This window comes from Enterococcus sp. AZ194, from assembly GCF_051713825.1.
In the GTDB taxonomy this organism is placed as follows: domain Bacteria; phylum Bacillota; class Bacilli; order Lactobacillales; family Enterococcaceae; genus Enterococcus_K.
In genome coordinates, this window is sequence record NZ_JBIOQR010000001.1 from 587,755 (window position 1) to 601,466 (window position 13,712).

Consider the following 13,712-nt stretch of genomic DNA (forward strand, 5'->3'; position numbering starts at 1 on the left):
TTCCTTTAATAGCACTAGCAGGGATGATAGGCGCGAGGCGATTAGGTGAACTGGACCAATTCACTACTTCTATAAAAGACTAAGCATAGACATCAATAAATAAGTTATTTGTTTTGTAAATAAAGGAGCTATTATGCAGATAAAGAGGGGATTTTATGAAAAATAGGCAAGGATTAAAAGATACAGTAACTGCTTATGGTTTTCTATCACCATGGATCATAGGCTTTATTTTGTTTACAGGTGGTCCAATTTTGTTATCTTTTTTACTTAGCATGACCAAGTGGAACTTGTTAGGGGATCCAAAATTTGTAGGATTACAAAACTATCAGCAATTATTTTCAGGCAACTCAGATTTTTTTAACACGCTTAAAATCACATTTTTATTTACGTTATTAAATGTGATTGTTACGGTAAGTGCTTCTTTGTTTTTAGCAGTTCTTTTAAACTTCAAAGTAAAACTAATTGGGATTTTTCAATTTTTTTATTTTGTACCGGCTGTTATGCCGTCAGTTGTTATGACCAGTTGTTTTATCCTTATGTTTAACAATCAATTAGGTATTGTTAACTATTTTCTTTCTAAATTTGGAATTGATGGACCTAATTGGTTGGGGAATCCTCAACTTGTTTGGGTAGTTGTTGGAATTGCAAGTATATTTACTTTTTCTACGGGTCAGATGATGTTGATCTTTAACTCGAGTTTAAAAGAAGTCCCAGTTGAACTATATGAGGCGGCTCATCTTGATGGCGCAAATGCTTGGCAGAGATTCAAGAATGTTACCCTTCCTTCAATTTCACCAATACTATTATTTAATACAGTTGTCGCTACTGTGAACTCATTTAATGGGGCCTTCACTTTATTGTATCCGCTAACCGGTGGAGGGCCTGGAAATGCAACAAAGGTTCTAAGTTTATTAATCTATGATAAGGCCTTTAAGCAGTTTGATATGGGAACAGCTTCGACGCTTGCTTTCATTATGTTTATCATTGTCGCAGTAGTCTCACTTATTCAATTTAAACTGTCAGATAGTAAGGTGAATTATGGATAGAAGGGAGAATTATTTATGAAGAATAATTACGATTCAAAAGGAATGAAAATTATTCAGTATCTTATATTAGTATTTTTTGCTGTTCTTATGTTTTTTCCAATCTTTTGGATATTCTCTAATTCGTTGAAAACGTTGAATGGAATTAGTCAATTTCCGCCTGAAATATTTCCATCTAATCCGCAATGGCAGAATTATCTTGAAGTTCTCCAAAAAAGTGATGCTCTTAATTACTTGAAAAATAGTGTGATTTTAGTCATTGGAAATACTGCAGGGACACTGATTTCTAGTTCGATTGTTGCCTACCCACTAGCACGAATGGAATTTAAAGGTCGAGGAATAATTTTCGGGTTTATCTTAGCAACGATGATGGTTCCAACAGTAACTCTAGTAATCCCTCAATTTTTACTTTTTAGATCTTTTGGCTGGTTAGATAGCTTCTTACCGATGATTGTCCCAAGTTTTTTTGCCTTTCCATATAATGTGTTTTTATTTCGACAATTTTTTATGACTATACCTAGAAGTATTGATGAATCTGCAATGTTAGATGGTTGTAGTAAAATTCAGGTGTTCACTAAAGTGATTGCCCCCTTAGCGAAACCAATTTTTATTACAGTAGGCGTTTTATCTGCAATATTCTGGTGGAATGAGCTTTTCCAACCACTTATTTTTATTGATTCAGAGAACTTAAAGCCACTGACATTGGGGGCTTTGACAGCATTTAAGTTAGAAGGTGGGCAAAATCAAACGGCATGGAATCTACAAATGGCATTTGCCATGATTATGGCGATTCCTCCAATGATCCTTTATATGTTTGCATCTAGGCATTTAGTTGCTGGAATTAAGACATCTGGAATGAAGGATTAATAATATAGGAGTAAATTTGAAGAGGTTGGGAACAGAAAGGACGTTATCTTATTGCTGTAAAACTCAACGAAGCATGAGTTGATGTTGCACAGTCTTGGAGTTAAACACTTTCGTCCCAACCTTTTTTTAATCCCTATGACTTTATTCTTATCAACAATTCACGTATGATAATAGTACAAAGCGAGGTGTGCGTTCATGCGTGTAGTTATTTTTGGTGGCAGCGGATTTGTTGGTCAAGCGATTATCCATGCACTTCAAAATAAATGGATGGATAACCCCAACACAATAGATGCCATTGTGAGTATTTCAAGGCGAGGAAAACCGCAAGGAACAAACTTATCTGATAAAGGAGTCACTTGGGTCTCAGCGGATGTCTTTCAAGTGGACACTTGGGCTCAGTATGTGAAGCGTGAGGATATTGTAATTGATGCAATTGGAATCTTCTATCAAAAGGTGAATCAAGGAATCACGTATAAAAAAATGCACTATGAAGTCGCCATCAACTTAGCTACGGTTTGTAAACAAAATGGAGCTAGACAATTTGTTTATCTTTCAGCTGCCCATGGGATTCCTGTTTTTAAGGAGTATCTATATTGGAAAAGGCAAGCAGAGGTCAGCATTCAGCAGATGATAGAGAATGTTCTAATCTTTAGACCGAGTTTACTTTATAATCGACGCCACCAGTATTGGCTCGCTAAAGGGATTATTCTGGTAAAAAAAGTACCTATGTTTCGCTTCTTTTTTAAAAAGATGCAGCCGAAGCGAGTGGATGAATTTGCTAGTGAGTTAGTAAAACGAATTGACCACTCCTACATGCAAACGGACAGTTAAAAATAATAGAGTAACTGGGCTATGATTTGTATGCTTTATATTTATCTGACTCAACCTCCTCCATTTGAGAGAGAGTTGGGTCATTTTTGATTTCTGTACGATGAATATGTTTGTTATCTAAAAAACAGCCTTGACCAATAAAACACATGGGTTATAATACTTAATAGAGTTTTTTGTAAGCACGGTTACAATTTGTCGTGAAAAATGAGAAATGGTTTGGTGGTTTTTTGATAGAGAATAGATATATGAAGCGAATAGGTATTTTCTTATTTCCCTCTATACAGGTCTTTTTTTCTATTTGGGTTGGCTTGAAGTTACAACAACTTGGAAAATTGAGTCTGTTAGGGAATGTATTTTTAGTGGCGTGTTACTTGTTTTTACAATTTTTCTTTTTTGAAACTCTTCAAAGGCTTGTAGATAAAGGGAAGAGACTGCCTCTTGCACTATATGCAATCAAACTGATTTTAGTCTTTCCTCTATGGTTTTTTATGGGGAATTATCGAATAATGACCTATTTTTTTCTCTTTCTATTGATTGAGCTGTATCAGTTTTTATTATTCATTCCAAAATTAAATTTGGAAACAGATTGGCTACATATTGTCATGGAGAGTTTTTTTGTAGGTGGATTGTTTCCATTATTAGTCGCTTTGAAGATGCCTTTTACCATCGATAGTGCATACTTATGGAAATTTATTCCAGCCTGTGTATTTATCTACTTGGTTAAAGGGATTTCCCAAGATGTCTCTATTCGTCTGGAAAAAAACAACGAAAGAGGTCTATCTTTAATAGGTGCTACGCTAGGGTTAATGATGCTACAAGTAGTGAATAAAGGGTTGATTCAGGGAGTAGTGCTTTTCCTTGTTATTGGCTGTGGGTTTGTTTTCTATAAACGATATCAATATACAGATTATAAACAATTAATCATTAGCAGTTTACTTTTTTTGGGTACATTTTTGTTATATTAAGATAGGGAGTAATCATGAATACAAAGAACAAACAACTGAACATTATTATTTGTATAAGTGTAATAGTGGCGCTTCTGTTTGCTCTAGTTGGGCTAAATAGGTTTGGGAAAGATGTCCAGGCCAAAGAGCAGAAAGCACAACAGCTTCAACACGAGAAAGCACAACAAGCTCTGCAAGAACGAAATAATCAGAAGATGGAAGCATTTTATCAACAGATTCAGACACTAATTGATCAAAAAAAATCATTAAAAAGTGAAGCAATCGGAATTAGTTTTTATGATGTGACAACTAGTCGTGAGCTTTCGCTAAATGGTGACACGGAATTTAAAGCAGCAAGTACCTCGAAAGTCGCTTTGGCGCTACTAATTGCGGATAAAATTCAAGAAGGGGAACTTTCTTTAGATACGCAACTTTATTATACTGCCGACGACTATGAAGATGGGACAGGTTATATTATCAATCATGAAATCGAAAAAAGTTATTCAGTTGAACTGTTAATGAATTATATGCTCGTCTATTCAGATAATATTGCGACAAACATGCTGTATAGAGAGGTTGGTGATCGAGAAGAGGCGCGTAAACAGTTTCGTGACAATTATCTACCTGACTTAAATGTTAATGGTAACCAGTTAACGGCCAACCAAGCGCGGGATTTGTTGCTCCATCTTCATGAAAATTATGAGGCTAATCCGGTCTACATAAAGATTATGGAATGGTTAAAACAAACAGATTTCCCAATTCGACTAGCAACAAACCAAACAAGTGATTTCTTGGCTCACAAAATCGGTTCTGTTGATAATGGCGTCCATGATATTGGTTTCTTCGACACAGAGCATCCATATATACTGACCGTTTATTCAAAGGGATTACCGAATGCTGAAGCAGAACTTTCGAGTCTTTCAGATCAAATTTATCAATTAATGACGCAATCTTATCCTGACTTGGAGAAATAATTTATTATCCGTTTCCCTGTGCGAGGTCATTTTCTAATGACTTTGCTTAAGGAAACGGTCTTTTTTCAGTTCAGCGATTGTGGTAAAATGGGTTCTGATAGTCGGACTTTTTTTTGAAAGGAATTGTATCAGAAGAATGATGACCAATCGTTTGCTTTTTTCCAAAAAAGAATAAGCAATGGGAGGATACAATGAATAATAATGATATTTTAATCCGTTTACGTTATGCGCTGGATTTGAAAAATCAAGAAATGATCCAGATTTTTGAATTAGGTGGTATGAAAATTGATCAAACAAGATTGGCTGAGCTATTAACCAAACAGCCGGCTGATGATGATCTGCCTAGAGATACAGTCTGTGATGCGAAGACATTAGAAACATTTTTAAATGGGTTTATCACGTTTAAACGCGGCAAACAAAAAGTTAAACCAGGAACGACTCCACCGAATCCGTTTCAAATAACGAATCAGGCTAGCGTCAATAATGTTCTTTTGAAAAAAGTTCGGATTGCCTTATCGATGACCAGCGACGATATTTTGGATGTCTTACGTTTGGCAGAGGTTTATGCTTCACCAAGTGAAATTAGCGCCATTTTGCGTAAAGAAGGACACCGAAACTATGTAGCGTGCGGAGACCGTTATGCTAGAAACTTCTTAAAAGGATTAACTATTCGTTATCGAGAAGACTAATTAAGAGACCTGACTGTGTGGGCGACTGCATGTGTAGGTCTCTTTTGACTTTATAAATAGGCTCTGTGAGGGCCAATATTGTTTAGAGACCATCTTTTTGCAAGATTCACCTAGCTTCCATGACAAGCTATGATAAAATAATAAGTAATCTCACTGAGAAAGGTGGAAATTTCATGGAATCATTTGTAGATCATGATTTATATATAACAATTACAGGAACACATCATTATTTTGGCATAAAACCATTTCAAATAGGGAACTTTTTATCGCTTGTTAAGGAGCCAGACAATTCGTTTGACGAAGAAGCAATTGCCGTTACGGCGCCTGTGATTGGCAAGGTCGGTTATGTTGCCAATAGTCCGCATACAATAGCAAGAGGCTGTTTAAGCGCAGGAAGAATTTATGACTTGTTGCCAACGGAGTGTGTTGTTATCCCGCGTTTTATTACGCAAACAAAAATTATTGCGCGCGTCTACCCAGATAAAAAACTAATCACGCATACAGAGATTACAATTACCGACTCAAAAGAGTTTAAAGAAATGACTGATTTCTATCGTAGGCTCGCTGAAGAAGAGTAGGGAAATCTTTAAATGTCAGAAGCAATAAAAAATTTGAGCGTAAATGAAGTCAGTAAAATAATTCATTAACAGTCATTTACTATGAAAAGGAGGAGCTTTCATGCATAACAAAATATATTTAGTTGAAGATGATGAGATGATTCGACAAACTGTGTCCGCGGCACTAGAAAAATGGGGCTTTGCAGTTCACTGTGTAGAAAATTTTCAATTAGTAATGGAAGAATTTGAAGCGATTCAGCCAGACTTAGTATTGATGGATATTGGTTTGCCTTATTTTAATGGGTATCATTGGTGTGAAGAAATTCGGAAAGTTTCCAATGTGCCAACGATTTTTCTTTCTTCTGCGAACGATAAAATGAATATTGTCATGGCGGTCAATATTGGTGGTGATGATTTTATTAGTAAACCATTTGATTTAGATATTCTGGTAGCTAAAGTTCAAGCTGTCCTGAGAAGAACCTACACGTTTAATGAACCAGAGCAACAGGTTACCTATAAGGAATGGTCCTTACTTTTAGCTGAAAATCAGCTGCTTTATGGCGAGCAGATTCTGCCTCTTACTCCAAATGAAACCAAAATTTTGGCTTTGTTATTTGCGACGCCAGAAAAATCTGTTTCAAAAGAAGTTATCATGGAAAAGTTATGGGAAAGTGAAGAATTTATCAGCAAGAATACCTTGACAGTGAATGTGGCCCGTCTACGCAAAAAGCTTTCTGACCAAGGCGTTCCTTCCGTTATTCAAACAATAAAAGGTAAAGGATATGTATTGGTAGAGTCAAATGAAGCAAAATAAGCGATATATTTTATATCTTCTCCGCGAGTACAGCTGGCAACTTCTACTTTATTTTTTTGTGATAGGGTTGATTGCGGTGACATTTTATTTACATAATCTTTCCTGGGAAATCTATCAAGATGCGATTCTATTCACTTTTCCGATTATTCTTTGTTTATTTATCGTGAAGGTTACGGTTGATTGGTATAAGCATACTAGACTACAGAGACTGATACAAAAAAGTTGGCAAATTGAATCGCTAGATGAGTTGCCAAAAGGCAGGTTATTAGAAGCAGATTATTATGCCCTTTTAGAAAAGCTTTCAAAAGAGATGAGCCAAATCTCTTATCAAATGACACATCAACAAAAAGAATTAATGAATTATTATGCGATGTGGAGCCATCAAATTAAGACGCCTTTAGTAGCATTAGATTTAATGATTCAACTTGAGGATAGTCCTCGGAAAAAAGAATTAAAAAACGAAATTTTCAAAATGGAACAGTATTTGGACATGATGCTCCAATATTTGCGCATTCAGTCGATGGAAAATGATTTTGTGTTTAAAGAGGTTTCTTTGGATCAAGTGGTCAAGCCGATTATTAAAAAGTTTGCGCCCTTTTTTATTGCCAAAGATTTGGGCATTGACTTGCGTATCGAGGGTATTCAACTTGTGACTGATGAGAAGTGGCTGAGTTTTATTCTGGAACAAATTATTTTTAATGGAATCAAATACACGAAGAATGGACAGATTACGATTAAGAGTGAGGAACCACAGACATTTGTGATTTGCGATACGGGTCAAGGGATTCTTCCAGAAGATATTCCTCGGGTGTTTGAAAAAGGCTATACCGGTCTTAATGGGCGAGGCAATCAAAAAGCAACTGGTTTAGGTCTGTATATGAGTAAAGAAATTGCGAATAGGTTAGGACTTGAAATGAGTATAACTTCTGAGGTTGGAGAGGGAACGCAGGTCAAATTTGGTTGGGAGCAGGCTAGTCAACCGGAGAATAATGGTGGCTTAGAGTAATTTCCTCTTTCTTCTCGGAGCTGAACGCTTTTGTACCAACCTTGGATAAACGGTGGATACAAAAGCAACTCTTTCGTACCAACCTTGGATAAACTGTGACCGTACCCTATCTTTCTCAACCGAATGAGGATGGCTAAGGTGTGCGGTCCATTCTTTTTTTTGCCTTTTTTACAACAAAAAACGACAAGCCTACAGAAATGTAAGGTTCTGTAGTAGAACTGTTGGTGGCGAGTAGTCGAAGTTCTTAGTAGACTAAAGGAGAAGAAACGAAGGAGGAAAAAATTATGCCATTTTTAAGTGTCAATCATGTTCAGAAAATTTATAGTAGTCGTCACCAAGCGACACAAGTTGAAGCGTTAAAAGACGTCAATTTTAGTGTTGAAAAAGGTGAATATATCGCAATTATGGGAGAATCAGGATCAGGGAAAAGTAGTCTGTTGAATATTTTGGCAACATTGGATAAAGCAACAAAAGGGGAAGTCTTGTTAGAAACACAGGACTTAAGTAAGATTCCTGAGAGCAAACTGGCTCAGTTTCGACGAGAGCATTTGGGGTTTGTTTTTCAAGATTTCAACTTGTTAGATACCTTTAGCGTGCGAGATAATATCTTTTTACCGCTTGTCTTATCAAAAGTCAATGTCAAAGAGATGACGGCACGATTACTGCCGTTAGCAGAGTCCTTAAAGATTGCAGATTTGTTGGATAAATATCCTTATGAGATTTCTGGTGGACAGAAGCAACGAGTGGCTGTAGCACGTGCTTTAATTACAAATCCAGATTTAGTTTTAGCCGATGAACCAACAGGTGCGCTAGATTCTCGTTCGGCAGATGCACTTCTCAAATTATTTGAGGATGTGAATCAACAAGGTCAAACGATTTTTATGGTGACTCACAGTGCGTTAGCTGCTAGCCATGCCAATCGTGTCCTTTTCATAAAAGATGGTCAGGTGTTTCATCAACTCTATCGTGGACAGCAGAACAACCAAGAGTTTCTAATAAACATTAATGATACGATGACGGTTCTTTTGACAAAGGAGGTCTAGCAGATGTTTTATTTTAAATTAGGCTGGAATAATCTGAAGAAAAATAAGACGACCTATGTGCCGTTCTTACTTTCTATGATTTTCTTAGTCGTTTTAAATTTATTGATGCAAGTGATGGTTGGTAATGAAGGGATGCAGACAATCCCCAAAGCGATGGCAGTTATCAGTACCTTTGGGTTTGGAAATTATGTGGTGATGATTTTCTCTCTAATCTTTGCCTTTTATACCAATAGTTTTTTGATTAAGCAACGAAAAAAAGAGCTAGGCTTATATAATATTTTAGGTATGGGAAAAGGTTCGCTGGGCGTTATGTTATTCGTAGAAACGTGCATGAGTATGTTACTGGCGTTGATTGCTGGAATGATTAGTGGCTCAATTTTCTCTAAATTTTTATTTTTGGTAATGAAAAAAATGACGGGATTTGGTGAGGATTTTACGTTCCAGCTTTCATTTAAGATGTTTATGGCCGTATTGCTTTTATTTTTAGGGATATTTTTTGTTCTTTTTGTTTATAATTTCGTGCAGGTCTTAAAAACAAATCCGATTGAATTATTACATGGCGGACAAATAGGAGAGAAAGAACCTGAGTCAAAATGGTTTTTAACAATCATCGGTCTTGTCTCATTAGGTGTAGGTTATTACCTGTCCCTAACCATAAAATCTCCTATCGAGGCTATTTCCGTGTTCTTTTTAGCGATTATATTTGTTATTATAGGGACATATTTACTAGCAATTTCTGGAAGTGTGACGTTCCTTAAATTCTTGAGAGGTCGCAAAAAATATTACTACCATCCTAAACATTTTGTGAATGTCTCAGGAATGATTTATCGAATGAAACAAAACGGTGCGGGTCTTGCGAGCATCTGTATTCTTTGTACGATGGTTTTAGTGACGGTTTCGTCAACAGCGGGACTGTATTTTGGCAAAGAAAATGTTTTAAGAGAACGCAATCCTTTTGACATCTCATTTAGAGTTCAAGAAAAATCACCTGAAATTCAAGAGACGATTGAAAAACTAGCAGAAGAAAATCGAGTGGAGATAACAGAAAGCTTTTATTTAGAGATGCCCAATAGTGTAGGCGCAATAAGAAACAACAATACACTCACTCCGATGAAAGACGAGGGAATCAATTTTGCCGCCTTCTCACTGATTCAGTTCATGCCTTTAGAGGAGTATATTCGTTTAACAGGAAAATCAGAAACTCTTTCTGAGGATCAAGTATTGGTCTATGGTGCTGTGGAAGAGTTCTCAGGGGATGTTATTCATTTTCAAAACAAAACTGTAACGATAAAACAATATGTCAAGCAAGTTAACTTTTTGCCAAGTATCACTGCAGCTTCTCAATTTTATTTGGTGGTGACGGCAAATTCTGATGTAACGAATCAATTACTTAAAGAAATTGAGATGCCTGATAAGTATGAAAAGACGATTCGGCTTCAGTCAGAAATGACCGGGAATATTCAAGGGACCAAGGAGAATCGGTTGAAATTTATCCGTGCTCTGGAGGAAGACGCAAAACAACTGAACCAGAAACACAAGCAGGAAGAGCTAGCTTCACCAAATCGGACGTATGCGCAAGTATCTTCCATCGATGCCGATAGAATTGAAACAGATGCGTTTGTGGGCGGCTTTTTATTTATTGGGCTAATCTTTGGTTTGAGTTTTACGATGGCAACGGCCTTAATTATCTATTACAAACAGATTTCTGAAGGGTATGGCGATGCGAAACGTTTTGAAATTATGCAGAAAGTTGGAATGAGTCACAAAGAAGTTCGGCAAACGATTGTTAGTCAAATTTTGATGGTTTTCCTATTTCCAATTGCTTTGGCTGCTGTTCACTTAGCTTTTGCTTTACCGATTATTCGCAAAATTCTCGTGTTGTTTGGTTTAACCGATAATCATTTGATTACTCTTGTAACCGTCATTTCTGTTGTAGTGTTTGCCACTTGCTACCTGCTTGTTTATCTATTTACATCAAAAGTGTATTACCGAATTGTTGAACGCAAGTAGGCGGGGAAAACAAATTAATAAAAAAGAAATCAACCACTCGCAGGTTGATTTCTTTTTTATTATCAGCTAACTTTTTAGTGCTGCGTATTAGTTAGCGGTTTGTTCATAATAGTCTTCGAAGATTTGATGAATCTCAGGATGTGTTTTTTTCAAACGAATTAAACGTTTGGTTTCAGCAGATAAAAAGCAGTGGCTACTCGTTCCAGTAGTCAAAATAGTCGTACCCTCAGCCGGATAAATCGTGTAATCAAAGGTCAATCGCGTACCTGTATACGAGTGAATGGAGATATCGATGCGAATGGTGTCACCAAAGTGAATCATTCCTTTATATTGGCAAGAGACATCTAACACGGGAATAATAATGCCGGCCTCTTCAATTTCTTTGTAGCTACAGTCTAGATAGTCCAGTAGCTGAACACGCGCTTCTTCAAACCAGCGAATATAGTTGGAATGGTGAACAATTCCCATCTGATCTGTTTCATAATAGTGAGGGGTTCTGATATAGCCAGAATAAGTTGATTTTGTCATAACAAATGCTCCGTTTCATTTTCTAAAAATAAGCATAACGAGAATTGAAAAAGAAAGCAAGCGATAGAAAAAACTGAAATGAATTTGATTCTCAATAAGAAATCATAATTGAGAATCGTGATGGTTTGCATAATTGAGAACACTAAGTTCTTATATTTGTTTTAATAAGGATGAGTCAATAACTTATTTAAACTAATTATAAAAAACAGTTGACATTTTTGTAAATAAAAGTAATAATTTTAGTAGAGTTTTTAAATAGAATATTTATTATCTAGGAGGAAAAAATAGATGTCATTAATTGGTAAAGAAATTGAAGAATTTGCAGCAAAAGCATTCCACAAGGGTGAATTCATTGATATTCATTCAGAAGATTTAAAGGGGCATTGGAGTGTTGTCTGCTTCTACCCAGCGGATTTCACATTTGTTTGCCCAACTGAATTAGAAGATTTACAAGAACAATATCCAGCGTTAAAAGAGTTAGGCGTGGAGGTTTACTCAGTTTCTACAGATACACATTTTACTCATAAGGCATGGCATGACCATTCAGACGCTATTGGTAAGATTGAATATATCATGATTGGCGACCCTAACCACAAAATCACTCAAATCTTTGACGTTTTAGATGAGGAAGAAGGGTTGGCTCAACGCGGAACGTTTATTATTGATCCAGATGGAATTGTTCAAAGTGTTGAGATTAATGCAGACGGAATTGGCCGTGACGCCAGCATTCTAGTTGATAAAATTAAAGCGGCACAATATGTTCGCAGCCATCCAGGTGAAGTTTGTCCTGCTAAATGGAAAGAAGGCGCGGAAACATTAAAACCTAGCTTAGATCTTGTCGGAAAGATTTAAGGAGGAGAACGAATGGTCTTAGAAGCAGATATTAAAAATCAATTGGCTCAATATCTTGAGCTATTAGAAAAAGATCTTGTCTTAACAGCCAGTGTAGACGACAGTCAAAACGGCAAAGAAATGTTAGCCTTTGTTGAAGAGTTGGCAGCGATGACTCCCAAGATTCGTGTGGCAAAAAGTGCTCTTTCTAGAACGCCAAGCTTTAGTGTTAATACAGAAGATGAGGATAAAGGAATTGTTTTTGCCGGGATTCCTTTAGGTCATGAATTTAACTCGTTAGTTTTAGCTTTACTACAAGTGAGTGGTCGCGCGCCGAAAATTGATGAGGCAATTGCTACTCGTATCAAGAATATTTCAAAAACGTATCACTTTGAATCTTATATCAGCTTGACTTGTCATAACTGTCCAGATGTTGTTCAAGCCTTGAATATTATGAGTGTCTTAAATCCAAATATTAGTCATACAATGATTGACGGGGGCTTTTTCAAAGAGGAAGTTGAAGAAAAAGAAATTATGGCTGTACCAGCTGTGTTCCTAGATGGAGAATTTTTCGCGAGTGGACGTAGCTCTTTAGAAGAAATTTTACAACAACTAGAAGGCTCAGATGTTAATGCAGAAGAATTTTCTGATAAAGAACCTTTCGACGTATTAGTCGTTGGTGGAGGACCTGCTGGGGCGAGTGCTGCAATTTATGCAGCCCGTAAAGGAATCCGTACAGGGATTGTTGCAGAAAAGTTTGGTGGTCAAGTGATGGAAACTTTGGGTATCGAAAATGTAATTGGTACCAAGTATACAGAAGGCCCCAAACTGATTGCTTCTATTGAAGAGCATGTGAATGAGTACAATGTTGACGTGATGAAGCTGCAACGAGCAAAAGCGATTGAGAAAAAAGACTTAGTCGAAGTAACCTTGGAAAACGGTGCTGTTCTAAAAACCAAAACAGCGATTCTAGCAACGGGTGCACGTTGGCGTAATGTAGGCGTTCCTGGTGAGGCAGAATTTAAGAACAAAGGTGTTGCTTACTGCCCGCATTGTGATGGTCCTTTATTTGCTGGAAAAGAAGTTGCTGTAATCGGTGGCGGAAATTCTGGGATTGAAGCAGCAATTGATTTAGCTGGCGTAGTAAAACACGTAACGGTCTTAGAATTCATGCCAGAATTGAAAGCAGATAGTGTTCTTCAAGAGCGTTTGGCTTCATTACCAAATGTCACTGTTCTTAAAAATGTTCAAACCAAAGAGATTACAGGTGATAGTAAAGTAAATGGTATCACTTATGTTGATCGTGAAACAAATGAAGAAACACATCTTGAATTAGAAGGTGTCTTCATTTTGATTGGCCTAGTTCCAAACACGGAATGGGCGAAAGAAACGATTGAATGTAATCGATTCGGTGAAATTATGGTTGATAAAAAAGGAGCAACCAATCTGCCAGGTGTGTTTGCTGCTGGCGATTGTACAGATAGTGCCTATAAACAAATCATTATATCAATGGGGTCAGGTGCAACTGCTGCACTAGGTGCCTTTGATTATATGATGCGAAATAGCTAAATATGA

General features: G+C 36.8%; 14 protein-coding genes. 13 read left to right on the plus strand and 1 reads right to left on the minus strand.

Annotated features, from left to right (window positions below):
• Positions 1 to 155: 155 nt before the first annotated feature.
• The 11 genes from IGI37_RS02905 to IGI37_RS02955 all read left to right on the plus strand — a co-directional run bounded on the left by IGI37_RS02905 (position 156) and on the right by IGI37_RS02955 (position 10,778).
• Entirely contained in the window at positions 156 to 1,046 is an 891-nt protein-coding gene (locus IGI37_RS02905; RefSeq protein ID WP_438759900.1) for a carbohydrate ABC transporter permease, read from the plus strand.
• 15 nt (positions 1,047 to 1,061) lie between these two features.
• A complete protein-coding gene (locus IGI37_RS02910) occupies positions 1,062 to 1,910 on the plus strand; it encodes a carbohydrate ABC transporter permease (protein WP_438759901.1) in 849 nt (282 codons plus the stop codon).
• Between the two features lie 195 nt (positions 1,911 to 2,105).
• Entirely contained in the window at positions 2,106 to 2,741 is a 636-nt protein-coding gene (locus IGI37_RS02915; RefSeq protein ID WP_438759902.1) for an NAD(P)H-binding protein, read from the plus strand.
• A 245-nt stretch (positions 2,742 to 2,986) separates the two neighbouring features.
• The gene (locus tag IGI37_RS02920) at positions 2,987 to 3,706 is read left to right on the plus strand and encodes a hypothetical protein (protein WP_438759903.1); all 720 of its coding nucleotides are present in this window, start codon (positions 2,987 to 2,989) and stop codon (positions 3,704 to 3,706) included.
• 14 nt (positions 3,707 to 3,720) lie between these two features.
• Positions 3,721 to 4,659, plus strand: coding sequence for a serine hydrolase (locus IGI37_RS02925; protein WP_438759904.1), 939 nt, complete (start codon positions 3,721 to 3,723; stop codon positions 4,657 to 4,659).
• Positions 4,660 to 4,850: 191 nt separating this feature from the next.
• Positions 4,851 to 5,348: a DUF1456 family protein gene (locus tag IGI37_RS02930; protein ID WP_438759906.1), complete on the plus strand. Its 498-nt coding sequence runs from the start codon at positions 4,851 to 4,853 to the stop codon at positions 5,346 to 5,348.
• Between the two features lie 173 nt (positions 5,349 to 5,521).
• Positions 5,522 to 5,926 carry an HIRAN domain-containing protein gene (locus IGI37_RS02935; RefSeq protein ID WP_438759907.1) on the plus strand — a complete coding sequence of 135 codons (405 nt, stop codon included), beginning with the start codon at positions 5,522 to 5,524 and terminating at the stop codon, positions 5,924 to 5,926.
• 100 nt (positions 5,927 to 6,026) lie between these two features.
• Entirely contained in the window at positions 6,027 to 6,719 is a 693-nt protein-coding gene (locus IGI37_RS02940; RefSeq protein ID WP_438759908.1) for a response regulator transcription factor, read from the plus strand.
• Positions 6,706 to 7,725: a sensor histidine kinase gene (locus IGI37_RS02945; protein ID WP_438759909.1), complete on the plus strand. Its 1,020-nt coding sequence runs from the start codon at positions 6,706 to 6,708 to the stop codon at positions 7,723 to 7,725. The genes IGI37_RS02940 and IGI37_RS02945 overlap by 14 nt, the downstream gene beginning before the upstream one ends.
• A 284-nt stretch (positions 7,726 to 8,009) precedes the next feature.
• Positions 8,010 to 8,768: an ABC transporter ATP-binding protein gene (locus IGI37_RS02950; protein WP_438759910.1), complete on the plus strand. Its 759-nt coding sequence runs from the start codon at positions 8,010 to 8,012 to the stop codon at positions 8,766 to 8,768.
• A gap of 3 nt (positions 8,769 to 8,771) precedes the next feature.
• The gene (locus IGI37_RS02955) at positions 8,772 to 10,778 is read left to right on the plus strand and encodes an FtsX-like permease family protein (RefSeq protein ID WP_438759911.1); all 2,007 of its coding nucleotides are present in this window, start codon (positions 8,772 to 8,774) and stop codon (positions 10,776 to 10,778) included.
• 87 nt (positions 10,779 to 10,865) lie between these two features.
• On the opposite strand, the gene IGI37_RS02960 is transcribed toward IGI37_RS02955, so the two are convergent.
• A complete protein-coding gene (locus tag IGI37_RS02960) occupies positions 10,866 to 11,306 on the minus strand; it encodes an acyl-CoA thioesterase (protein ID WP_438759912.1) in 441 nt (146 codons plus the stop codon).
• A gap of 288 nt (positions 11,307 to 11,594) precedes the next feature.
• Between IGI37_RS02960 and ahpC the strand changes: the two genes are divergently transcribed.
• Positions 11,595 to 12,158: an alkyl hydroperoxide reductase subunit C gene (gene ahpC, locus IGI37_RS02965; RefSeq protein WP_438759913.1), complete on the plus strand. Its 564-nt coding sequence runs from the start codon at positions 11,595 to 11,597 to the stop codon at positions 12,156 to 12,158.
• 12 nt (positions 12,159 to 12,170) lie between these two features.
• The gene (gene ahpF / locus IGI37_RS02970) at positions 12,171 to 13,706 is read left to right on the plus strand and encodes an alkyl hydroperoxide reductase subunit F (RefSeq protein ID WP_438759914.1); all 1,536 of its coding nucleotides are present in this window, start codon (positions 12,171 to 12,173) and stop codon (positions 13,704 to 13,706) included.
• Positions 13,707 to 13,712: the final 6 nt, after the last annotated feature.